This is a genomic window from Archangium violaceum (assembly GCF_016887565.1).
Lineage (GTDB): Bacteria > Myxococcota > Myxococcia > Myxococcales > Myxococcaceae > Archangium > Archangium violaceum_B.
The window spans coordinates 4,047,529-4,068,555 of the sequence record NZ_CP069396.1; the positions used below are offsets into that span (position 1 = coordinate 4,047,529).

The following is a 21,027-nucleotide window of genomic DNA, read 5'->3' on the forward strand; positions in this document are numbered from 1 at the left end:
AGCCGACCGAAGGGGCTCAAGGGTGGAGCTGGAGCCGCACCGTGGAGGGCTCGGGGTGGCAGTGGCAGTCGTCGCACGTCCAGGCCACTTCGGCCGGGGCGCTCACCTTGGAGCCGGCGGTGGCCACCAGCCGCACGGAGCCCGAGCCGATGTCCTCGTTCACCGCCGTGGTGACGCCCCGCTCCCCGGTGGTGCTGGTGATGGTGCGACCGGTGTCTACGTTGGTGGCCGTGACGGTGGCGTCCCGTATGGTGGTGCCCTGTGCGTCCACCACCTCCACGCGCAGCGTGACGAGGTTCTCGGTGCAGGGGTCTCCCTGGCGGTTGACCCGCACGCCTCCATCACAGGAGACGAGGGGCGCGAGGCCCAGGAGGAGCAGCAGATTTCGTGCCTGGAGCATGCGGAGGGATTGCGCACGCTTCTTCGTGGAGGCAATGCCGGGTGTCAGGTGGTGGGCGGAAGGCGGGCCTGGGCGAAGCGGGAGGCGTCCGTATCCGGGTACCGGTCGACGATGTACTGGTAGACGTCCCGGGCGCGCGTCGGCTCCCGCATGCGCTCGCCGAGGACGCGGGCCAGCAGGACGAGGGCGCGCGGGGCGATGGGGTCATCCGGGGCCACGTCCGCCGCGGACTCCAGCGCGCGCACGGCCAGGGGGTAGTCCTCGTAGGTCGCCGCCGCCTGTCCGACGAAGAGGTGCAGCTCCGGGGCGATGGCCGTCTTGGGGAGGCTCAGCGCGGCGTAGAGCGAGAGCGCCTCGAGGACGTCGCGGGCCTGGACCGCCCTGGAGAGCTCCTGGAGCCGGGCCTCGGGTACGACCTGTTCCACCGGGGGCGGGGCGCCCTGGACGCGCAGCGAGGTGCTCGGCGCCGCGTCCAGCAAGGGAGTGAGGTAGTCGCGCGGGTCGCCATACCCGAGGGAATCCCCGCGCGTGTAGAGGAGCAGCCCGAGCACGCGCGCCATGACGAAGGCCACGAGACACTCGAGGCTCGCGGAGAGCCAGCTCGACAGGACGAGGATGTTCGCCGCGCGCAGGCCGGAGGTGAAGAGGCGGACGACGAGGAACACGAGGCCCAGGGTGAGCAGGGCGCCGAGGGCCACCGCGTAGTCCCGCCCGAGGCGCCGCATGGCGCGCACGGCCTTCACCGGGTTGAACAGCTCCACCAGGTCGATGCCCGCCGCCGCCAGCATGAGGGCCATCGGGAGGTAGGCGAGGCCGGCGAGTCCCAGCAGCCAGGCGAGGGGATCCTTCAGGAGCGTCTCCCCGGGCACGGAGTGGAGCCGGCCGGTCGTGTAGAACATGGGATCGTTCAGCAGGCGCTCCATGTACTGGAGCACGTCCCATCCTCCAGCGAAGACGAGGTAGAGGAGGAGGGTGAGCCACACCGGGCTGGTGGCCAGCACGCCCCGCAGGACCGGGATGAACCAGTCCTGGAAGAAGTCGCTGAAGTCGGGGAGGGGCACGTCGGTCTCTCCGCGCGCGCTGGAGCGGACGATGGCGAAGAGGGTGCTCCAGAAGGCACCGGCGGCGAGCATGGCGGGGAACAACCGCGCCAGGACGAACGAGACGTTCGTCATGAAGCCAAAGAAGGTGAGCACCGCTCCGAGCCCCGCCACCAGCGCCAGGCCTTGGGGAGTGAAGGGGTAGCGCCACACCTGGCCCAGCCGATGGGCGAATGAGGCCTGCTCGGAGCGGTGGACCACCAGGGGCTGGGCCTGGCCGCCACACGCGCGGCAGACGAGCAGATCCACCGTTTGCATCCGCCGCGCCTCCACGCACTCGGGACACAGCGCGGTCTCACAGTCCAGACACCGCCAGCCCGCGGTGGCGGCGGGGTGGCGTTCGCAGCGCGAGAGGCGGTTCGGCGGCTTGGGCATGGCTGGGGCGTGAGCTTACCCCGGCTCCTCCCAGGGCGCGCCCAGCCACGCCTGGTAAGCCGCCTTCTGCGCGTCGGTGGGCTTGTCCACGCGCGCGAGCCACGCCGCGTCCGCGGGCTTCTGGCCGAGCACCACCGGCACCTCCAGCAGCCTGTCCCTGCGGAACACCGTGATGAGCACCGTCTCTCCGGGGTTCTTCTCGTCACAGCGGGACAGCAGCCCCGCCGCGTCCACCCGCCAGCCGTCGAGCGCCACGAGCTCGTCATCCACGTACAGCCCCGCCTCCTGCGCGGGCGAGCCGTCCAGCACCGTGGCGACGGTGGAGCTGCCCTTGGTGGTGACGCCCAGCCAGCCCTTCTGCCTGCTCTCTCCCTTGGGCCGCACCGGGACGCCTCCCTTGTCACTGGGGGACTCGCGCGGGCGGAAGTGCACCTCCAGTCCCACGTGCGAGAAGATGGAGTAGTCCAGCTCCTCCGTGGAGCGCACCGCCCGGTCGAAGAAGGCACTCAGGTCCTTCCCCGCCAGCTCCGAGGCCGCCGCCTCCACCCCATCCTCGGGTACGCCGGACTCGTCCCCGTAGCGCTCCCAGAGCAGTCGCATCAGGTCGTCCAGGCCCCGCGCGTCGCTCGTGGCGCGGCGCAGCTCCAGGTCCAGCAGCGCGGCCACCACCTCGCCCTTGAGGTAGTAGGAGATGGCGCTGTTGGGCGAGTGCTCGTCCGGGCGGTAGTGCTTCACCCAGCTCACCAGCGACGCCTCGGCGAGCGTCTGCACCTTGCGGCCCGGCGTGGCGTGCAGCGCGGAGAGTGTCTCTCCCAGGCGCGTGAGGTAGCGGTTCGCGCCCATCAGCCCCGCGCGCAGCACGAAGAGGTTGTCGTAGTAGGACGTGGCCCCCTCGAAGGCCCAGAGCAGCGAGGTGTAGTTCTCCTGCGAGTAGTCGAAGGGGACGAGCGCCTTCGGCTTCACCCGCTTGATGTTCCACAGGTGGAAGTATTCGTGCGCGGCAAGGGTGAGGAAGTCCTCCCAGCCCCGCGCGTTCTGCAGTCCCGCGCGCGGGAAGAGGAGCGCCGTGGATGCCTTGTGCTCCAGCCCTCCGCGGCCCTTGTCCGTCAGGTAGACGAGGAAGAGGTAGCGCCGCATGGGCAGGCCGCCGAACAGCCTCGCCTGCGCCTCGCAGATGCGCTGCAGGTCGAAGCACAGCCGGCCCGCGTCGGGCATCGTGTCGCCCCAGACCACCACCTCGTGCGGCACGCCCGCGGCGGTGAAGGAGAGCGGCGTGTGCGGCCCCACCTCGAAGGGGCTGTCCACCAGCTCGTCGTAGTCCGGGGCGACGAAGGCCTCGCCCCGGCGCTCCAGCGCGGCGAAGGGTTTCCACCCCTCGGGGGCCTCCACGGTGACGAGGTGCTCCAGGCCGCGCGTGGCCTCGGTGTAGAGGAAGAGGGTGGCGCCGTTGAAGTAGCCGTGGCTGCCATCCAGGTGGCTGGTGCGCACGGTGAGCTCGTTGGCGTAGACGCGGTAGCGCAGCGTCACCGCGCGGCCCCCGGCCTGGACGCGCCAGGTGCGCTTGTCCACGCGCAGCACCGGGAGGGGCTCACCGCCCGGGCCCGTGGCGCTCATGTCCTGCACCTGTCGCGCGAACTCGCGCACCAGGTAGCTGCCGGGCGTCCACACCGGCAGCAGGGCCTCGAGCGTGTCCGGGCCGGCGGGGAAGGTGGCCTCCACCTCGAAGAGGTGCGAGTGCGGGCGGAGCATCGAGACGCGATAGTGGACCGCTTCCGGCATTCCTTGCCCTCCAATGGACGGGGAGACATCCTCCCACGGGGCGGACCGGGCCGCCCCGGGTGGAGACGCTACTTCGCGCGCACGAGGATGGCCCCGAAGAAACCATCCGTGCCGTGCAGGTGGGGGGCGAGCCGCAGGAAGGGGCCCGGGCCCACCTTCGCGCCCAGCTCCGGCCCGAGCTCCTCCGCCACTGGACGCACCGAGTAGTCCGGGTGCCTGGCGAGGAAGTCCTCCACCACGGCCTCGTTCTCCTCGCGCAGCACGCTGCACGTGCCGTAGATGAGCCGGCCGCCCGGCTTCACCAGCTGGGAGAAGCGCTCCAGCAGCCGCTTCTGCCGCGCCACGTGGTCCTGAATCATCTCGGGCGTGAGGCGGTAGCGCGCGTCCGGCTTGCGGCGGAAGGTTCCGGTGCCACTGCACGGGGCATCCACCAGCACCCGGTCCGCCTTGCCCTTGAGGGCGGCGAGGGCCTCGTCCACCTCGGGGCCCTCGGCGGGGATGACCTGGGTGCGCACGTTGTGCACACCGGCCCGGCGCGCGCGCTTGCGCAGCTCGTCGATGCGGCCCTCGTCCACGTCCAGCGCGTGCAGGTCGCCCCGGTTCTTCATCTGCACGGCGAGTTGCAGCGTCTTGCCCCCCGCGCCCGCGCACGCGTCCACCACCCGCGTGGGCGGCGCGTCCACCAGCATGCCGAGCAGCTGGCTGCCCTCGTCCTGCAGCTCGAACCAGCCCTCGCGGAAGGCCTCGAGTGTGAAGGCATTGGCGCGCGTGTCGAGGATGAGCCCGAGCGGCGACAGCGGGGTGGGGGTGGCGTGCACGCCCTCCTGCTCCAGCTGCGCGCGGAGCTTCTCGCGGTCTCCCTTGAAGCCATTGGCGCGGGCGGTGAGGGGGGCGCGCTCGTTCATCGCCTCGGCGGCGCGCTCGGCGTCGGCGCCGAAGACCTCGCGGAAGCGCTCGGCGAGGAAGTCCGGCAGCGAGGCGGCGATGGGGAAGCGCTTCTCCCTGGGGAGGGACTCCAGCTTCCGGGCGGCCTCGGGGAGGGCGGCCAGCGCGCCAGCGTCGGTGCCCGGCAGCGAGGAGGTGCGCGCCACCACGTCCACGGCCTCGCCATGGAGGATGCGCGAGGCGGCCAGGCGCAACACGTCCTGGCGCGTCTTGTCCAGGCGGGAGAAGTCGCGGTGGGCGTGCTCGAGGAGGAAGTCCACCGTGCGCTGACGGCGGAGCAGGGCGTACACCCGCTCGGCCACGGCGCGGCGCTCGTTGGAGTAGAGGTTGCGCTTGTGACGGAGGGTGAAGTCCAGGGCCCGGTCGGCCAGACGGCCCTCGTGGCGGACGAAGCCGTAGGCCTCGAGGCTCGCCTGGAGGACGAGGTCCTCCCTCACGGGGCGGTTGGGGCGTGGCGCCGCCTCGGAGGAGGGCGGCTCATGGCGGGGCTGGGAGGCCCGGGCGGGCGGGCGGGGGTTCTTCTTCATTCGAGACTCCGGGGGCCCGGGAGACGGGCCTGCTCGTTCGGCAGTCAGGCGAATCGCATCCCGGGCGCTCAATGACAAGGGTGGAGGCGCCCCGGAGCGTTTCCAGGGCGCCCGTGCCTTCTCCCCCGGTCTCCCGGCTAGCGGCGGCGGCGACGGCGCAGGGCCCCGGCGAGCAGCACCGCGCCCGCGGGGAGCAGCGCCATCACCGGGCCCGCCGAGCACCCGGCGACCTCGGGCTGTGGCTCTCCCAGGTCGCCGTCCTCGGACGAAGTGTCCGGAGTGCCAGGAGTGCTCGGCAGTCCGGTGCCGGTGCCATCGGTGGAGGAGCCCGGCTGGGGGGCAGGAGTCGGGTCGGCGGGCTGCTCGGCATCGGGAGTGCCGTCGGGCCGCTGCTCGAGGGGAGGGAGGTCCTTGGAGAGGGAGAAGCTGTCGATCACCTTGCCCGAGGGGGTGAGCATCTGGGCGGTGAGGGTGCCTTCCTCCACCTTCACGTCGAGGTAGCCGTGGTCCGCGTCATTGCGCAGCACGGTCCAGGAGGGCTTGCCGTTGTCGAAGCGGCGGAGGGACGCGCCGCCGCTGCCCACCACGAGGTAGGTGGGGCTCTGGGTGCTCGACGCGGCCACGTCATTGCCCTGCATGGGGTACATGCGCTCGTAGTGGTGGTCGTGCCCGTTGAGGACCAGGTCCACGCCGTACTTCTCGAAGAGGGGGGAGAACTCCCGGCGCATCAGGAGCTGCGAGCCGTGTTCACCGCTGCTCCAGGGCGGGTGGTGGAAGAAGACGATCTTCCAGGGCGCGGTGCTGGCGGCCAGGTCCTGCTCCACCCACTTCTTCTGCGCGGCGAGCGAGCAGCGGTCCGAGGAGGCCAGGCCGATGGCGCAGTTGGAGTCCAGGGAGACGAAGTGGATGTGGCCCCAGTCGAAGGAGTAGTAGCGCTCGCCACCGGAGGGGCTGGTGGGCAGGTAGAGGTTGTCGAAGTAGGGCTGGGCCTGGTTGGTGACGTACTCGTGGTTGCCCGGGGTGGCGAAGAAGGGCACCTGGGAGAGCAGCGGCGCCATGGGGGCGAAGAGGTTGTTCTGGATTTCCGTCTCGGTGCCCGAGCTGTAGGCGTTGTCGCCGAGCATCACGAAGAGGTCCGGCTTGCGGCCGAGCATGGCGGTGGCCACGCTGCGCTGGTCGGCGTTGTTCATGCCGAAGTCGCCCACGGCGGTGAAGTGGACGTTGCGGGTGCCGGGGACGGGGGCGGTGGAGAAGCGCACGGGGTTGGTGCGCGCGCCGCAGGCATCCACGAGGTAGGTGTACTCGGTGCCGGGCTGCAGGCCGGCGAGGACGACGGCGTGGTTGCGGCCGGTGTCCGCCGACTGGGCGGTCTGGTCGGTGGAGCCGTTGGTGCCGTAGAGGACCGTGGGGACGCACGGGGCATCCAGGCGGAAGGCCACGGTGGCGGTCTCGGGGCCCACCCGTTGGAGGTAGGGCTGCCGGGCGAGGCCGTCGGCGCAGGCGCTGCTCGCGGTCAATGTGAGCGCCGCGGTCACTGCTCCGAGCGCGAGGGAATACAGTCGGTGCATGTTGCCTCCTGCCCGAACCATTCGGACCGGAGTGCAACCGTCCACCGTGTGACATCCATCCGATTTCTTTCGCTTGCCTGTCTACCCCACGGCGAGCGAACGAGGGGCTGGCTGGGCGTCGGTCCAGGCAGCCCCATCCCAGTGCGTGACCGTCTCAGGGCTTCTTCACATCATGAGAGACGAGCTCCTCGAGCCGCTCGCCCGTCTCCTTCACCTTGCCGATTCCTGGCACCAGCCAGTACGTGCGCTCGTCGCCCTGCTTGTCGCCGCGCTTGCGCTTCACCTGGATGGCGTTGGTGAAGGTTCCTGCCGGCGTGGTGACGGTCTCGTTCACCGCCTCCACGCTCCAGATGTACGTCTTGTCCTGGTCCTTCACCTCGCCATCGTCGAAGTGCTTCTCCACCTCGCGGATGTCCGACGTGTAGCTCCACCCCACGGGCTGCTCCCGGGCGATCGACTTCACCGTCGCGGGGTTCCAGGTCGTCACCTTCTGGAGCGTGTTCTCCTCGCGGTCCTCCTCGCGCAGGCGCACCACCAGCCCGTTCACGTCGATGATCTGCCAGGACAGTTCCTCCTGGTGCGGTTGGATGCTGCGCACCGCGGTGGCCTTCATGGACGTCTCTGGCACCGCCTGCTCTCCCAGCACCTCCACCCGTTTCTCGAAGACGCCCTTCTTCGGGTCCGTGATGCGGTAGGTCCACGTGGAGCCCCGCGTGAGCGGCCAGAGGCTCGTGAATGGCTCCTGTGCATCGGGGTCCACCGGCTCTCCCGGCAGGTTCACCGTCCCATCCGGATTCGTCGTGGCCGGCTGCTCCTGTGATTGCCTGGGCAGGCTCCCGCCTTCTCCGCATCCCGTCCAACACGTCACCGCCACCAGTGCAGCCCACCCCCACCGCTTCATCCTCGCTCCTCCCAGCCGCCCTTCCGGGACGGCATCTCCGACCACCTCAGTCCCCGGATCGGTCCGCCCGCGGACCGGCCCAGCGCCGATGCGAGCACTCCCGGTTCCTTCTCTTCCACCTCGAGCTCCACGCGCCGCCCGTCGAAGTCCAGCGCGCAGCTGCGCACCAGCACGTTGCGCTCGCCGAGCTTCTGTCTCAGCCACGCCTCCGCGCCCGCCAGGTCATCCGCCTGCGCCGACACCAGCATCCGCTGCCTGGTGGCGGTGGACTCCTTCTTCTCGAAGAAGTCCAACACGAACAGCAGCACGCCGACGAAGACGGTGCCCACCCCGGCCAGTCCCAGGCTGCCGTGTCCGCAGGCCATGCCCAGGCCGATCACCAGGAAGAGGATGGCGGCGTCGCGCGGGTCCTTGAGTCCGGAGCGGAAGCGCACGAAGCCGCCGAGCCCCACCAGTCCGAAGGCCTTGGCCATGCTGTTGCCGATGACGGCGGTGATGACGGCCGCGGCGGTGCACAGCAGCACCTGGGCCTGCACCATGTCCGCCCGGGGCAGGGGCTTGCCGGTGAGCAGCCGCCACGGCCGCAGTGCGAGCACCAGGCCGATGGCCACCGCCGCCAGCAGGCGGGGCACCATCAGTCTCGCGTCGTGGAGGGAAACCCCGGACGACACATCGTTGGCGAGCGCGGAGAAGAACGAGTCCATGGGCTGGGTGCCTTCCGCTCAAAGCGTGGGCCGCGGGGCGTCGTCCCCGGGCGTGAGGAGGGCCGCGCGCTCCGAGGGGAGCACGACCGCGTGCTCGGCGGCGACGATGCGGTAGGCGTTGCGCAGCACGGGCAGGCGGCCGGAGGTGAGCTCCAGGGCGCGCAGGATGAGGGCCTCGGCGCGCTCCGTCAGGGGCAACCCCTCGAGCGAGGACACCACCGTGGCGGGCCAGCGGCTCACGAAGTCCTCGCGCAGCCGCCACGCGCGGGGGTCATCCAGCCCGTCCAGCGAGTCGAGGGCCTCCTTCGTCAGCGGGGCGCCGCGCTCGCGCAGGGCGAAGGCCTCGTCGGTGGTGAGCCCGGTCAGCGAGCGCAGCACCAGCTTCAGGGCCCTGTCCTCCAGCGACAGGCGCAGGTCGCGCGCGAAGGGCGTGTCCAGGCCCTGGATGCTGCGCAGCACCGCCAGCCTGTCCTGGGCGAGCAGGCTCTCGCGCAGGGCGTCCGCCCGGGGTGAGCCGAGGCCGATGAGGCTGCGCGCCACGTCCGCGTACAGTCCGTGCCGCACGCCCAGCTCGCGCGCCGCCCAGGCCGGCTCGTCGTCCACTCCGGCCAGGCCGCAGAGCACCTCTCCAATGCGCCCCTCACGCAGGGCGTGCTCGCGCAGCGCCCAGGCCTCGGGCGAGTCGTTGCGCTTGAGGCCGGAGAGCACCTCCGCGGGCGCGTGCACGTAGAGGCGCTCGCGCAGGGACATGGCCCGGGGCGACGGGTTGGCACCGAGGCTCACGGCCACGTCCTGGGGCACCACCTCCGCCAGCAGCTCGCGCAAGGCCCGGGCCGGCTCGTCGTCCAGCCCCGTGAGGCTGCGCACCGTGAGTCCCGGGAAGCGCTCCACGAAGCCCAGCCGCCGCTGGTGCGCGGCGAAGCCGGGGATGCCGCCCAGCAGCCACACCGCCAGCTGGGGCTCGCGCACCTCCAGCCCGTCCAGCGCGCGGAAGAAGTGCTCCTCCACGTCGTCCACCGTCGTCGGCACCCGGACCGGCGTGGGGCTCGGGGGCGTCACCCGCTGCGCTGGCAGCTCCCGCCCCTCCAGTCTCGCCACCACCGCCTCCACCAGGCGCTGCTCCAGCACGTGCAGCGGCTGATCATTGTTCTCGATGATGAGCCAGCGGGCGGGGTCCCTCCGCGCCAGATCGAGGAAGGCCTCGCGCTGGCGCACCGTCAGGCCCGCCCCCGCCAGTCCCTTGCGGCTGTCCGAGTCCGGGGTCCGCTCGCCCTTGTTCTTCCCCAGCCGCTTGCGCAGCCGGGCCAGCTCCGGCTCCACGTCCACCAGGATGACCAGGTCCGGCCACAGTCCCTGCGAGGCCAGCTCGCACGCCGGCGCGAGCGACTCCCAGGGCAGCCCGCGCCCGCCGCCGCTGAGCGCCAGCTGCGAGTAGAGGTAGCGATCGCTGATGCACACCTCGCCACGAGCCAGGGCGGGGGCGATGACCTCCTCCAGCTGCTGCGAGTCCCGGGCGAGGTTCAGGAAGAACTCGGTGCGCGGCGACATCTCCAGCAGCTTGGAGTCGCGGGTGAGATCGCGGATGCGCCGGGCGATGGGCGAGCGCAACTCCCCACCCTCGCGAGCGTGCGCCACCCGGTAGCCGAGCCGCCGGAGCCGCGCCGCCAGGAGGTTGGACAGGGTCGTCTTGCCGCTGCCGTCAATGCCTTCGAAGTCGATGAACACGGTTGCTCAGCCCCCCAGAATCCCGTCCGCGACGAAGTCGTGGACCCTCGCCATTCCCTCTGCGAACTTGCTGTACGACGGCTTGCGCCCGGGGTGGAGGGCCGCGAGCCACTCGGGCAGCTCCTCCCCCAGGTGCTTCACTTCCACCACCACGCGCCCGTCCAGGGCGAGTGGCTCGCCCAGCCGCTCCGCGCTCAGCGTCCTCTCGCCGAACGCCAACTGCGGCGTCACCCGGTGGAAGCCGATGTCCCGGTCCACCGTCACCCGCCACGCCTGCGAGCACTGGTACACGTGCCTCCGGTACGTCACCGCCAGCGCCGGGACGAGGTTGCCCCCCGCGATGAGCGGCAGCAGCCGCACGCCTCCCTGGAGCACGCTGCCCAGCTGCGCGCGAGGCACCCAGACGCGGCGCTTCTGGGTGACGCCGTTGCGCTCGCGCTTCACCTCCAGCACCACGCGCTCCACGCCGCAGGCCCCCACGTCCGGCGAGTACTCCTTGGTGCGCACCTTGAGGCAGTCATTCGGGGTGCTCAGGGCGCGCGCGGCCAGCGGGTAGCCCGGCTTGTCGAAGTAGACGGAGGTGATGCGCGTGGGGGGAGGCAGGTAGTCGCCCAGCGAGGCGGAGAGCCTCGCGCACAGGGCCACCGCCGTCTCCCTCTCGAGCACCAGCTTGAACTCCCGGCGCAACCGGGTGACTTCTCCTTCCGCGAACTGGAGCATGGTCGTTCGTCTCCGTTCCTAGAAGCGGGTGGCGAGCTGCAGCGAGTACTCGAAGCCTGGCGCCTCGTCCCCGGGACGCAGCGCGCGCTCGGCCTGGAGCTGCGCCTTGAAGTGCTCCGAGTACAGGACGTTGAGGCCACCGACGAAGCCATGGCCGCGGGCCTTCAGCGGGCCCTGGAGCTGAAGCGACTCGGCGCCGACCACCGGCTGCACCGCCCATCCGTCCAGGCCCACCGGCAGCGTGTAGCTGGCCAGCCCGAGCTGCGCGCTGAAGGGCCCCACGGCGAGCCGCCCGTTGACGTACTCGCCCGACACCTCCAGCCCGCCCAGGTGCAGCGTCGCGTCCGCGGCCACCGCGTGGTTGCGGGTGCCCTGGAAGACCTGCGTGAGGTAGGTGCTGGCTCCCACGGAGAGGAACTTCACGGGACGCACGCTCACCCGGAGCGCGGCGTCCTCGCTGGCGCGCACGCCCGTGTCCTCGTCCTTGGCGCCCTGGAAGACGCCGCCGGACACCTTCAGCTTCCAGAGGTGCTTGAGGCTCACCTCTCCCATGAGCCCCAGCCGCCGGCCGCCGATGTCGTTCTCGTCCTCCAGGTAGTCCGCCACCAGTCCGCGCCGCATCAACGGGAGCTGCCAGGAGGACTCGAGCTCGCGCGCGAGGAAGGGGGCCTTGAACTGGCCGCCGTAGAGCCGCAGCCGCTTCTTCCCGTCGGAGACGCGCAGGAAGGCGTCCTTGAGCAGCGTCTTGGAAGACAGGTCCGCGGTCACCTCCGCGTCCACGTGGGACAGCGACGCGGCCAGCCCCACGCGCGCCGAGGGAATGGACAGCGAGCGCTCGTACGCGTCGCGCTCGTCCGCGCTCACCCGGGCGTAGACGCGCCCGAAGGGGCGGACCCGCAGGCCCTTCTTCTCCTCCGTGCCCGCTGCCTTCTGCTCGTCGCTCGGCAGCGTCTCCTCTCCCACGCTGGCCTCGGACTTCGACGCGTCCGCCGCCGCCGGCTTCTGCTCCGCGGCCCAGACCGGCATCCCCAAAAGGAGGACCGAGGCGAGGACTGCCCGCCTTCCCTTTCCAACCCCATGCCCCTCGCCCATGAACGCCTCCTCGCCGCGGCCCGCGCGAGGGGATTGCAACCAGGGTGCCTGGGAGCAGCGCGTTCGCGGGCCGACAGTCGTGTCGTCTCCGCGTCCGAAAGCCACCGACACCAGGGCGTTGCTCCGCCGTCACAGGGAAGCGAAGTTCCACTGCTGGGCGGTGGGGGGCCTGTCGAAGTTACGGGAGCGAGGGTGGCTTCTCTTCAGCCGTGGCCGGGGGATCGGCCGGAGTCTCCGAGCCGGTGGCGGGAGAAGCGCTCGTGATCGGCGGTTCGGTGGCGGTCGGAGCCTCGGCCCCGGAGACGGGGGGGATGGCCGCTATCGGAACCTCGGCGGTTGGCGGAGTCTCGGCGGCCGGCGGAGTGTCGGCGGCCGGCGTGGACGGGGCTGGCCCGGGCGGGGTGGGCTCCTCCGCCGAGGCGACGGGTGCTCGCTCCTCGGGCCGCTCTCCACCCAGGATGTTGTGTACCGTATACCCGAGCAGTACCAGGATGCCCAGGCCGAGCACTCCCCAGCCGAGCATCCGCGACACCGGTGGGCCGCCCACCTCGAAGGAGGCGTGGATCACCTTGTGCCGGGTCGTCCGGAAGCCGACATCGAGCAGGTGCGGGCCGGAGCTGTCGGGGGTGAAGGTGGCCTGCCAGTCGCGCTCGCCCCGCTTCACGGTGACGGTCTGCCCGTGGGTGGCACCCGCCTCACGCAGGGTGAGGACGAGGGGGCCCTCGAAGGCGTCGCCCTCGAAGCTGCCCACATGGAGGGAGACGTGGAGGGGCTGGCCCTCCCGAGGGTACGCGGGGCGGATGCTGCCCTGGAGGCGCTCCTCGGTGTCGGACCAGGTGAGCTCCATCAGCTCGTTGGCCGGACTGACGTCGATCCGATCGGTAGGGTCCCTCGGAATGGCCGGGTCCGCGGCGGCGGCGGTCGCCAGCAGCAGGCCGGCCATCAGAGGGAACCAGCGAATTTGCACCGGTCGCCTTTGCCTCACCCCGGCCCGTCGCCTAAGATGCACCTCTCTGACATCTTCCACTTCGCGCTTGCTCCCCCCGGCGAGCAACCCGGGATGAACCCTCAATCTTTCGGGAAATATCAGCTCATCAAGAAGCTCGCCACCGGCGGCATGGCCGAGGTGTGGCTCGCGCGCCAGACGGGCATCGAGGGTTTCGCCAAGAACGTGGTGGTGAAACGCATCCTCCCGCACCTGGCCGAGGACGCGGAGTTCGTGGAGATGTTCCGCAACGAGGCGCTCATCGCCGCGCGGTTCAACCACCCGAACATCGCCCAGGTGTACGAGTTCGGCGAGGCCAACGGCTCCTATTACATCGCCATGGAGTTCATCCACGGCGAGGATCTGGGCCGGGTGATGCGCAAGGCCTACAACGCCGGGCAGTGGATCGCCCGGCCCCTGGCCATCCGCATCGTGGCCGCTGCGTGCGAGGGCCTCTACTACGCCCACTCGCGCACGGATGACTCGGGCCGCCCCCTGCGGGTGGTGCACCGCGACATCTCGCCGCAGAACATCCTCATCAGCTTCGACGGCTCGGTGAAGCTGGTGGACTTCGGCATCGCCAAGGCGGCGGATCAGGCGTCGCTGACGAAGTCGGGCGCCATCAAGGGCAAGTTCGCCTACATGGCGCCGGAGCAGGCCGCGGGCAAGGCGTTGGATCACCGCGCGGACATCTTCGCCATCGGCCTGGTGCTCTACGAGTTGCTCACGGGCGTGCGCCCGCTCAAGCGCGAGACGGAGCTGGCCACGCTCCAGGCGGCGCTCGAGTGCAACATCTCCACGCCCTCCGAGGTCGCGGACGTGCCGGCGGAGCTGGACTCCGTGGTGATGCCGGCGCTGGCCAAGGCGGCGGATGACCGGTACCGGGACGCGCGCCAGTTCCAGATGGCGCTGGAGGAGCTGCTGGTCAGCCAGCGGTGGGTGGCCGGCTCGGTGCAGATCTCCGAGCTGATGGAGACGCTCTTCGCGGACCGGCTGGATGAGGAGCGGCGCAGCGGCAATCCGGAGCCTCGGAGCGAGGAGTCGATGTCGGCGATGCCCGTGCCGCCGGAGCCGCCGCCTCCCGAGCCGAGGGAGTCGCGCCCGCCGCCCCGGAGCAGCTCGCGCGTCGAGTCGCGCCCCAGCGCCAACCCCGCCAGTGACATGAACTGGGAGGCGCCCCCGGGAGAGATGCCGCAGAACCGGCGGACGGGGACGCGCGCGGCGGTGGTGAACAAGCGCACGGAGTCGGCGACGCTGCCCATGACGGACGTGCCGGAGGTGGGGGAGTGGGAAGCGCCTCCGGCCACCGAGGTTCCGCGCCGCCGGACGAGCAGCGAGGCCCCGCGCCGCACCCAGGCGGGCAACACGTCCATGGCGCGTGCCCCCAGCCGGGTGGAGATGAGCCGGGGCGGTACCCAGACCGAGGTTCCCGCCCCGAGGCGCACGGGCACCCGCATGGGGGCGGAGTCCGCGGAGGCGGAGGTTCCCGCTCCCAGGCCCTCGCGCGCGGGGTCCGCGGTCGCCAACCCGCGAGTCCGCACGCCGCCCGTCATCGAGGACGACGAGGATCCGGAGCGCACGATGTTGCCGCCGCCCCCGGAGCCGCCGGAGCCTCCGAGGCGGCGCACGGTGATGGCCCCGTCTCCACAGGCCGCCGAGCCCGCGCCCCGTCGGCGCACCCAGAGCCGCGCGGAGATGCCCGAGGCGCCCACGCCCCGCCGGCGGCCCTCCGTCGTGCAGGAGGTGGACGACGAGGACGAGGACTCGGTCGGCACGACGAAGCCCCGGCCCGCCGCGCGCGTCGGCCGGTCGCTGCCGTCGTTGTCGAACCTGCTCGGGGTCTTCGTGGTGGTGGCCGCGGTGGGCCTGGCCTTCGTCTTCCGCCAGTCCATCTGGGACACGCTCAACAGCACGGCCACGGACGGGCAGGGCATCTACCTCAACGTCGTCACCAACCAGCGCGTGCAGGTGGCCGTGCGGCACAACGCGCGCTGTCGCAGCTCCGAGCCCATCACCGTGCTTGGCTTCACCCCGCTGCAGCGCATGGGTGGCGCGCACGTGCAGGACACGCTCATCCTGGAGAACAAGGAGCAGGGCATCCACGAGGAGATCGAGGTGCCCTTCGGTGAGCCCCAGGAGACGAAGACGATCGAGCGCACCTTCCAGACGGGCTTCTTCCGTCCCAAGGTGGTGCCGCGCAGCGTCTCCGGCGTCGAAATCTTCCGCGACGGTCAGAAGCTGGCGCTCTACCAGCCCGGGCTGAAGCTGGAGTTGGTGGAGGGCACGCACCACCTGGTGTTCAAGAGCGCCTCGCTCAAGGAGCCGGTGCTGGTGGATGTGGAGGTGAAGGCCCGCAGCACCGTGGACCAGCAGGTGGATCTGGCGCCGTACATCCAGTAGGGCGCGTCAGTAGCGAGGCAGGCTCGGGTCCACCGCGCGGGAGTAGAGATCGATTCCCCCGCGCAGGGACACGGCGTCCAGGCCGCGCGAGCGCAGGTACGCGGCGCCGTCCAGGCTGCGCACGCCGTGGTGGCAGTAGACGACGACGGGCCTGCCGCGGAAGGACTCCAGCTCGTCGGCGCGCTCGTCCAGCTCCGGCAGGGGGATGAGCACCGAGCCCGGGAGCGCCACGTAGGCGTGCTCGTCGGGGAAGCGCACGTCGAGCAGCACGGGACGCGCCTCGGGCGGGCCGGAGAGCTGGTGGGCGAGCGTGGGGGGGTCTATCTCGGGGATGGGCACGGGGACTCCGTTCAGGCGGACGAGGCGCAGAAGCGCTCGTAGTCGATGAGCTCCACCTTCGCGCCAGGAGCGCACACGGGGCACTTCGGATCTCTCCGCAGCTTGAGCTCCTGGAAGCGGGTGCCGAGCGCGTCGAAGGTGAGCAGACGTCCCACGAGCGGCTCGCCCACGCCGAGCAGGAGCTTGAGGGCCTCGTTGGCCTGGAAGAGGCCGATGATGCCGGGGAGCACGCCGAGCACGCCGGCCTCGGCGCACGAGGGGGCGAGCTCGGGAGGAGGCGGGGAGGGGTAGAGGCAGCGGTAGCAGGGGCCCTGGCCGGGGACGAAGGTGGTGACCTGGCCCTCGAAGCGGAAGATGGAGCCGTGGAGGTTGGGCTTGCCCTGGATGACGCACGCGTCGTTGAGGAGGTAGCGGGTGGGGAAGTTGTCCCCCCCGTCGAGGACCAGGTCGAAGCCCTCGAGGATGCGCAGGACGTTGTCCGAGGTGAGCCGCTCGTGGAAGGGCACGACCTTCACGTCGGGGTTGAGGGCCTCAAGGGTGGCGCGGGCGCTCTCCACCTTGGGTTGGCCGGCGCGCTCGTGGGTGTGGAGCACCTGGCGCTGGAGGTTGCTGAGGTCCACCACGTCCGCGTCGACGATGCCCAGGGTGCCCACGCCCGCGGCGGCGAGGTAGAGGGCGGCCGGCGAGCCCAGTCCGCCCGCGCCGAGCAGGAGTACCCGGGACTTGAGGAGCCGGGCCTGCCCCTCCTCACCGACCTCGGGGAGGATGAGGTGGCGGCGGTAGCGCTCCTTCTGGGCGGGGGTGAGCACCACCGGCTTTTCCACGGGGTAGTGGGCGTCGCTCCAACGGTTGTAGCCGCCGGTGAGCGAGGCCACGCGCGTGTAGCCCATGTGTTGCAGGGTGCGAGCCGCGAGCGCCGAGCGGGTGCCGCCAGCGCAGTAGAGGACGAGCTCCTCGTCGCGGGTGGCCTTGTCCTCGATGCGCAGCTCCAGGAAGCCGCGAGGGATGTGGAGGGCGCCAGGCAGCCGGCCGCCCGCGTACTCGTCGGCTTCGCGCACGTCGACGAGCTTCAGGGGGGCCCGCGCATCCAGCAGACGCTTGACGTCCTCGATGGAGACCTCGCGGATCTCCTTCTTCGCGTCGGACAGCAACTCGCGGAAGGTGGCGGACATGGGGGCACACGTATAACCCGCGCCGGGAGGGATTTCCCTGATGGAGGTGGGTCCTTCGCCCGTAGCATGAGCACCGCTTTCCAGGCGTTCGGGTCGGCCCATGGACATCATGGCTGTAGCCTGGAGACGGGTCTGGCGACCTGGGCCCCCAGGGCTGGATGGCAATTTGGGCGCCCGGCGTTATAAGGCGCTTGTAAGGAGAGCAACCTACATGGACACCACCACCACCCCCGCAGCGAACACCTCCACGGCTCCCCAGAGCACGCCCGCGACGCCGGTGCGGCTCACGGAGGCCGCCGTGGCGCAGGTGAAGAAGGTCATCCAGGATCAGGGCTTCCAGGACTACTACTTCTCGATCCGCGTGGTTCCGGCCGGGTGCAGTGGGCTGGGCTACGACCTGAACATGGTGCGCGAGGCGAAGCCGGGCGATCTGACGTGGGATCAGGAAGGCGTGAAGATCGCGACGGATGCGCTGAGCAACAAGTACCTGATGGGGACGGAGATCGACTTCGTGTCGAGCGTGACGGGAGCGGGCTTCAAGTTCAACAACCCGAACGCGAAGTCGTCCTGCGGCTGCGGGACGTCGTTCTCGACCTGAGAAGCGGAGTAGACCCTCACCCCAGCCCTCTCCCAGTGGGAGAGGGGGCATTCACGGTGAGGAACCAGGTTGGTCCCTCTCCCTTTGGGAGAGGGTCGGGGTGAGGGAAGTCGCTCCCGTGAGCGCCCCTCGCCCTTTTCTTTGTCCTCGAGGCTCAGCCCGCGACGCCGGGCTTGATGACGCGCTGCCAGGCGAGGCTCGTCTGCTTGCGCGTGAGCCGATCCTGACGCCGCTGCTCGGCCTCGCGGAAGGCCTCGTGCTCCTGCTCCGTCTCCAGCTTCAGCGGGGGCACCGGCACCTTCTTTCCGTCCGCCGTGAGCGCCACGAAGGTGAGCAGGGCGCTCGTGGTGAGGTGCTTGTCCCCGGTCATCGGGTTCTCCGCCGTCACCGTCACGCCCACCTCCATCGACGTGCGGAACGTGGCGATCACTCGCGCGTGCAGCGTCACGTTCCAGCCCACCTTGATGGGCGCGTGGAAGTGCAGGTCATCCATGGACGCGGTGACCACCACCTGCCGGCAGTGGCGCTGGGCGGCGATGGCGCCGCACACGTCGATCCACTCCATCACCTTGCCGCCGAACGCCGCGTTCACCGGATTGGCGTCCGAGGGGAGGATCATCTGCGTCATCACCACTTCGGAGTCGCGGGGGCTCTTGGGGGCGAGCTCGGACACGTGCAACCTCAGGCGAGGAAGGTGGAGACCCGGTCCAGGAACTCCTCGCGTCCCCGGCCGATGCGGATGTCCTGGTTGGTCACATCCAACACCAGGCAGTCCACTCCGTACTTGTTCTGCAGCACCATGGGGAAGGTCGCGTAGTAGCCGTTGAGCCCGCGCAGGAAGCCCTTCTCGATTCCCTTCTCTTCCTCGCGCCCCCGCTCCCGGATGCGCCCCAGCAGCACGTCCAGGTTGGGCACGTCGAAGTAGATGACCTTGTCCGGCCTCCCCAGGTTGCGCGTCAGGCGTTGGAAGTACTCGAAGTACAGGTCCAACTCCTTGTTCGTCATGTGCCCCAGGCCGTGCAGGTACTTGGCGAAGATCTCCGGATCCTCGTACAGCGTCCGGTCCTGCACGCAGCTCTTCTTCACCGAGTGGATGAGCTCGTGGTGCTCGACGCGCCGGATGAGGAACTCGAGCTGGAGCGTGAAGGACCAGCGCCCCATGTTGGCGTAGTAGTCCTTGAGGAAGCGGTTGTCGATGACGGGCTCGTCGAAGAGCTCGAAGCCGAAGGTCTGGCTGATGATCTTCGCGGCCGTCGTCTTGCCCGCGCCGATGTTGCCCGCCAGCGCCACGAAGCGCTTGGAGCGCGGGGCGCGCGGGCGCCGCACCGTGTTGCGCGCGGGGGCCTCGGGGGCGGGCGGAGCGGGGGGCTCGGAGGCCAGGGCCGGCTCGGGCACGACGAGGTTCTGTGCGGCGGCGTCGGGAGTCGCCGGGGCCTTCGGAGCACGCTTGCGCGGAGGAGTGCGGGGCATACGGGCCTTGGGCTTAGCGCGGGTTTTGCCGCTCGTCCAAGACCTGGCGCAGCAGATCCGGCCTGTCGGTCATGATGCCCCCGACTCCCTCGGAGACGAGCTGACGCATCTCGTCGGGCGCGTCCACCGTCCACACATTGAGCCACTTGCCGTGTGCGTCCACCGCGCGCAGGAGGGCCTCGTCCACCAGTCGCATGTCGCCAAAGTACAGGGGCATGTCCAACACGGTGTAGCGCGGGTCCTCCGGCGGCGGCTCGCCCGCCCGCACCGCGAGCACGAAGGCGGCCAGCGCATCGCGCGGGTAGAAGTGGCACGCGTCCGGCATCACCCTCGCGAGTCGCTCGCCCACCTCGTCCAGCTCGCTGCCCACGCACGCGCGCTCCAGGGCTCCCTCCTCGCGCAGTACCTGGAAGAAGGCGTCCTCGATGCCCGGCACGTCCGGCTTCACCTCGATGTTGAAGTGCAGGCCCGGGAACGCCCGCAGCGCCTCGCGCAGGGAGGGGATGCGCACGCCCTGGCCCCGGAAGGGGTAGGTGCGGCCCCCGTCCCGGGTGAAGCAGTGGCCGGCGTCCAGGCGCTGGAGCTCGGCCAGGGTGTGGTCCGCGATGGCGCCCCGTCCGTTGGTGCACCGCTCCAGGGTGGCGTCATGGGCCACCACCAGCTCCCCGTCTCGGGTGAGGTGGACGTCCGTCTCCAGCATCCGGGTGTGGTAGCGCTCCACCGCCATGCGGAAGGCGGCCAGGGTGTTCTCCGGCGCGAGCAGCGAGCCTCCCCGGTGGGAGATGTGCAGGGTGGGGGAGAGGCCGCGGAAGAAGGGGTGCGTTGGCATGGGCATGGCGGTGGTGCTCCCAATGCTACGAGATGAGGGCGAGGTCACTACCCAACACGTGGGACATCACCCTCTCGAATGTGTCACGACGGTGTCTGCCCCCTTGCTTGCCGGGGTCCTCGGCCCGCCGGTATAAGACCCGACATCCGAGGTCGGAGGCGCGCGACTTCTCTAGGAGGACGGCGCCGGAAAATCCACAGGAGACGTCATCGTGATTCCTCTGCGCAAGCTCCCCGGCGCGGCGGCCCTGGTCGTTACCCCCCTGGCGATGCTCGCCGGATGTGGCGGCTGGTACATGCCGGGCGACGAGGACCCCTCCGACAACGAGCCGGGCTGTGCCGGTGTGTGCAGCGTGGATGGCGGCCCCAGGACGGATGCCGGCACCTCCCCGCAGGATGCCGGCATGCAGCCCGACGCTGGCGCCTCGCCCACCGTGGTGATGACCATCGCCGAGGCCCGCAGGACTCCCTTCGATGGACGGGTCCGGGTCAAGCTCGAGGGCGTGGTCATCCACACCGTGGAGTCCTCGGGTAACGGTCAGCGGAGCGACGCGGGCACTCCCGTGCGGTTCTGGGTGGTGGACCCCGCCCGGCCCACGCAGGGCCTCTGGGTGGAGAAGTCCCCCACGGACCTGCCCACGAACTTCGTGCCCCAGGTGGGGCAGTACGTGGACATCACCGGGTGGATGCAGGCCGGGGCCCGCGACGAGCAGCTCGTGGGCTACCGCGCGCGCATCTCCAACCCGCGCGTCTTCGACAACTCCCTGGGCCGGCTGGAGATCCGCCTCATCGACACCCTGCCGGTCCCCGCCGACAACCGCGCTCCCCCGGGCTTCGGCGCGGCCGATGGGGGCTGGCTCCGTCCCAACCCGGAGCTCCTGGGCACGCGCGTGTACGTCCCCGGGCCCCTGGTGATGACGGATCCCTCGCCCCAGGCCTTCCCCCGCGTCCCGGCCCTCTCGAACGGCGCCCTCTTCGACGGCTTCGAGGTCTCCGGCGGCATCCTCGTGAGCAGCCGGAACACCGCCGGTCCCAGCCCCACGGACGGTGGCCCGGGGCGCTGCGACTGGCAGGCCCTCGTGCGCGGCGACGGAGGCGTCGTCGTCTTCCCCCACGGCATCCGCGGCGTGTGGGATACCTACACCTATGTTCCCTGCCAGGACGGGGGGACCGGGGACCTCGCCACGTGTCCCAAGGATCCGGCCGGTGGCCGGGTGCCCGGCACGGAGCTGCCGGACGGCGGTCTCGGCAGTGCCTTCACCCACGTGCTCCTGCCCCAGGACTGTGAGAGGGACCTCGCCGGTGTGTGGGACGCGGGCCGGTAGCCAGCCCCTTCCCAGCGGGACTGTCCGGTTCCGGGCAAGCGTTCAGTCCCGCCTCCCACATTTTTCCACCCCAT

At 70.7% G+C, this 21,027-nt stretch carries 19 protein-coding genes; 3 read left to right on the forward strand and 16 right to left on the reverse strand.

The genetic code is table 11. The features are described from left to right. Window positions 1-16: 16 nt before the first annotated feature. The 11 genes from JRI60_RS16775 to JRI60_RS16825 form a co-directional block, all read right to left on the reverse strand. Window positions 17-400, reverse strand: coding sequence for a carboxypeptidase-like regulatory domain-containing protein (locus tag JRI60_RS16775; RefSeq protein WP_239470557.1), 384 nt, complete (start codon window positions 398-400; stop codon window positions 17-19). Window positions 401-444: 44 nt separating this feature from the next. Beyond that, entirely contained in the window at window positions 445-1,875 is a 1,431-nt protein-coding gene (locus JRI60_RS16780) for a B-box zinc finger protein (RefSeq protein WP_204226874.1), read from the reverse strand. 15 nt (window positions 1,876-1,890) lie between these two features. After that, window positions 1,891-3,654, reverse strand: a complete 1,764-nt coding sequence (locus JRI60_RS16785) for a M61 family metallopeptidase (protein ID WP_204226875.1) — start codon at window positions 3,652-3,654, stop codon at window positions 1,891-1,893. A gap of 68 nt (window positions 3,655-3,722) precedes the next feature. Beyond that, entirely contained in the window at window positions 3,723-5,126 is a 1,404-nt protein-coding gene (locus JRI60_RS16790) for an RsmB/NOP family class I SAM-dependent RNA methyltransferase (RefSeq protein ID WP_204226876.1), read from the reverse strand. A gap of 137 nt (window positions 5,127-5,263) precedes the next feature. Continuing rightward, entirely contained in the window at window positions 5,264-6,694 is a 1,431-nt protein-coding gene (locus tag JRI60_RS16795; RefSeq protein ID WP_204226877.1) for a purple acid phosphatase family protein, read from the reverse strand. 154 nt (window positions 6,695-6,848) lie between these two features. Further along, a complete protein-coding gene (locus JRI60_RS16800; protein ID WP_204226878.1) occupies window positions 6,849-7,595 on the reverse strand; it encodes a hypothetical protein in 747 nt (248 codons plus the stop codon). Continuing rightward, window positions 7,592-8,299 (reverse strand): DUF4956 domain-containing protein, encoded by a 708-nt coding sequence (locus JRI60_RS16805; protein WP_204226879.1) that lies wholly within the window; start codon window positions 8,297-8,299, stop codon window positions 7,592-7,594. The genes JRI60_RS16800 and JRI60_RS16805 overlap by 4 nt, the downstream gene beginning before the upstream one ends. Window positions 8,300-8,317: 18 nt before the next feature. After that, on the reverse strand, window positions 8,318-10,024 hold the full coding sequence (tmk, locus tag JRI60_RS16810; protein ID WP_204226880.1) for a dTMP kinase: 1,707 nt from the start codon (window positions 10,022-10,024) through the stop codon (window positions 8,318-8,320). Window positions 10,025-10,030: 6 nt separating this feature from the next. Continuing rightward, window positions 10,031-10,744, reverse strand: a complete 714-nt coding sequence (locus JRI60_RS16815; RefSeq protein WP_204226881.1) for a VTC domain-containing protein — start codon at window positions 10,742-10,744, stop codon at window positions 10,031-10,033. Between the two features lie 18 nt (window positions 10,745-10,762). Next, window positions 10,763-11,770, reverse strand: a complete 1,008-nt coding sequence (locus JRI60_RS16820) for a hypothetical protein (RefSeq protein ID WP_204226882.1) — start codon at window positions 11,768-11,770, stop codon at window positions 10,763-10,765. Window positions 11,771-12,014: 244 nt separating this feature from the next. Then, window positions 12,015-12,779 carry a hypothetical protein gene (locus JRI60_RS16825; protein ID WP_204226883.1) on the reverse strand — a complete coding sequence of 255 codons (765 nt, stop codon included), beginning with the start codon at window positions 12,777-12,779 and terminating at the stop codon, window positions 12,015-12,017. Between the two features lie 117 nt (window positions 12,780-12,896). Between JRI60_RS16825 and JRI60_RS16830 the strand changes: the two genes are divergently transcribed. After that, window positions 12,897-15,221, forward strand: coding sequence for a serine/threonine protein kinase (locus JRI60_RS16830; RefSeq protein WP_204226884.1), 2,325 nt, complete (start codon window positions 12,897-12,899; stop codon window positions 15,219-15,221). Window positions 15,222-15,227: 6 nt separating this feature from the next. Here the strand turns inward: JRI60_RS16830 and JRI60_RS16835 are convergent, their stop codons facing one another. Both JRI60_RS16835 and moeB read right to left on the reverse strand, forming a co-directional pair. Further along, a complete protein-coding gene (locus tag JRI60_RS16835; protein ID WP_204226885.1) occupies window positions 15,228-15,560 on the reverse strand; it encodes a rhodanese-like domain-containing protein in 333 nt (110 codons plus the stop codon). A gap of 11 nt (window positions 15,561-15,571) precedes the next feature. Further along, on the reverse strand, window positions 15,572-16,732 hold the full coding sequence (gene moeB / locus JRI60_RS16840) for a molybdopterin-synthase adenylyltransferase MoeB (protein ID WP_204226886.1): 1,161 nt from the start codon (window positions 16,730-16,732) through the stop codon (window positions 15,572-15,574). 211 nt (window positions 16,733-16,943) lie between these two features. On the opposite strand from moeB, the gene JRI60_RS16845 reads away from it, so the two are divergent. Continuing rightward, entirely contained in the window at window positions 16,944-17,330 is a 387-nt protein-coding gene (locus tag JRI60_RS16845; RefSeq protein ID WP_204226887.1) for a HesB/IscA family protein, read from the forward strand. A gap of 154 nt (window positions 17,331-17,484) precedes the next feature. On the opposite strand, the gene JRI60_RS16850 is transcribed toward JRI60_RS16845, so the two are convergent. The 3 genes from JRI60_RS16850 to JRI60_RS16860 are packed head-to-tail and all read right to left on the reverse strand — an operon-like array spanning window position 17,485 to window position 19,635. Next, window positions 17,485-18,003: an acyl-CoA thioesterase gene (locus tag JRI60_RS16850; protein ID WP_204226888.1), complete on the reverse strand. Its 519-nt coding sequence runs from the start codon at window positions 18,001-18,003 to the stop codon at window positions 17,485-17,487. An 8-nt stretch (window positions 18,004-18,011) separates the two neighbouring features. Beyond that, complete coding sequence (locus JRI60_RS16855; protein WP_204226889.1) at window positions 18,012-18,800, reverse strand: deoxynucleoside kinase; 789 nt, start codon at window positions 18,798-18,800, stop codon at window positions 18,012-18,014. 13 nt (window positions 18,801-18,813) lie between these two features. Beyond that, window positions 18,814-19,635, reverse strand: coding sequence for a glycerophosphodiester phosphodiesterase (locus JRI60_RS16860; protein ID WP_204226890.1), 822 nt, complete (start codon window positions 19,633-19,635; stop codon window positions 18,814-18,816). A gap of 205 nt (window positions 19,636-19,840) precedes the next feature. Between JRI60_RS16860 and JRI60_RS16865 the strand changes: the two genes are divergently transcribed. Further along, window positions 19,841-20,953 (forward strand): hypothetical protein, encoded by a 1,113-nt coding sequence (locus JRI60_RS16865; protein WP_204226891.1) that lies wholly within the window; start codon window positions 19,841-19,843, stop codon window positions 20,951-20,953. Window positions 20,954-21,027 lie beyond the last annotated feature (74 nt).

Bases quoted from the DNA above. Each gene is read 5' to 3' on its own strand.
- JRI60_RS16775 (WP_239470557.1), bottom strand. From the start codon at position 400: ATGCTCCAGGCACGAAATCTGCTGCTCCTCCTGGGCCTCGCGCCCCTC.
- JRI60_RS16780 (WP_204226874.1), bottom strand. From the start codon at position 1,875: ATGCCCAAGCCGCCGAACCGCCTCTCGCGCTGCGAACGCCACCCCGCC.
- JRI60_RS16785 (WP_204226875.1), bottom strand. From the start codon at position 3,654: ATGCCGGAAGCGGTCCACTATCGCGTCTCGATGCTCCGCCCGCACTCG.
- JRI60_RS16790 (WP_204226876.1), bottom strand. From the start codon at position 5,126: ATGAAGAAGAACCCCCGCCCGCCCGCCCGGGCCTCCCAGCCCCGCCAT.
- JRI60_RS16795 (WP_204226877.1), bottom strand. From the start codon at position 6,694: ATGCACCGACTGTATTCCCTCGCGCTCGGAGCAGTGACCGCGGCGCTC.
- JRI60_RS16800 (WP_204226878.1), bottom strand. From the start codon at position 7,595: ATGAAGCGGTGGGGGTGGGCTGCACTGGTGGCGGTGACGTGTTGGACG.
- JRI60_RS16805 (WP_204226879.1), bottom strand. From the start codon at position 8,299: ATGGACTCGTTCTTCTCCGCGCTCGCCAACGATGTGTCGTCCGGGGTT.
- JRI60_RS16815 (WP_204226881.1), bottom strand. From the start codon at position 10,744: ATGCTCCAGTTCGCGGAAGGAGAAGTCACCCGGTTGCGCCGGGAGTTC.
- JRI60_RS16820 (WP_204226882.1), bottom strand. From the start codon at position 11,770: ATGCCGGTCTGGGCCGCGGAGCAGAAGCCGGCGGCGGCGGACGCGTCG.
- JRI60_RS16825 (WP_204226883.1), bottom strand. From the start codon at position 12,779: ATGGCCGGCCTGCTGCTGGCGACCGCCGCCGCCGCGGACCCGGCCATT.
- JRI60_RS16830 (WP_204226884.1), top strand. From the start codon at position 12,897: ATGAACCCTCAATCTTTCGGGAAATATCAGCTCATCAAGAAGCTCGCC.
- moeB (WP_204226886.1), bottom strand. From the start codon at position 16,732: ATGTCCGCCACCTTCCGCGAGTTGCTGTCCGACGCGAAGAAGGAGATC.
- JRI60_RS16845 (WP_204226887.1), top strand. From the start codon at position 16,944: ATGGACACCACCACCACCCCCGCAGCGAACACCTCCACGGCTCCCCAG.
- JRI60_RS16855 (WP_204226889.1), bottom strand. From the start codon at position 18,800: ATGCCCCGCACTCCTCCGCGCAAGCGTGCTCCGAAGGCCCCGGCGACT.
- JRI60_RS16860 (WP_204226890.1), bottom strand. From the start codon at position 19,635: ATGCCCATGCCAACGCACCCCTTCTTCCGCGGCCTCTCCCCCACCCTG.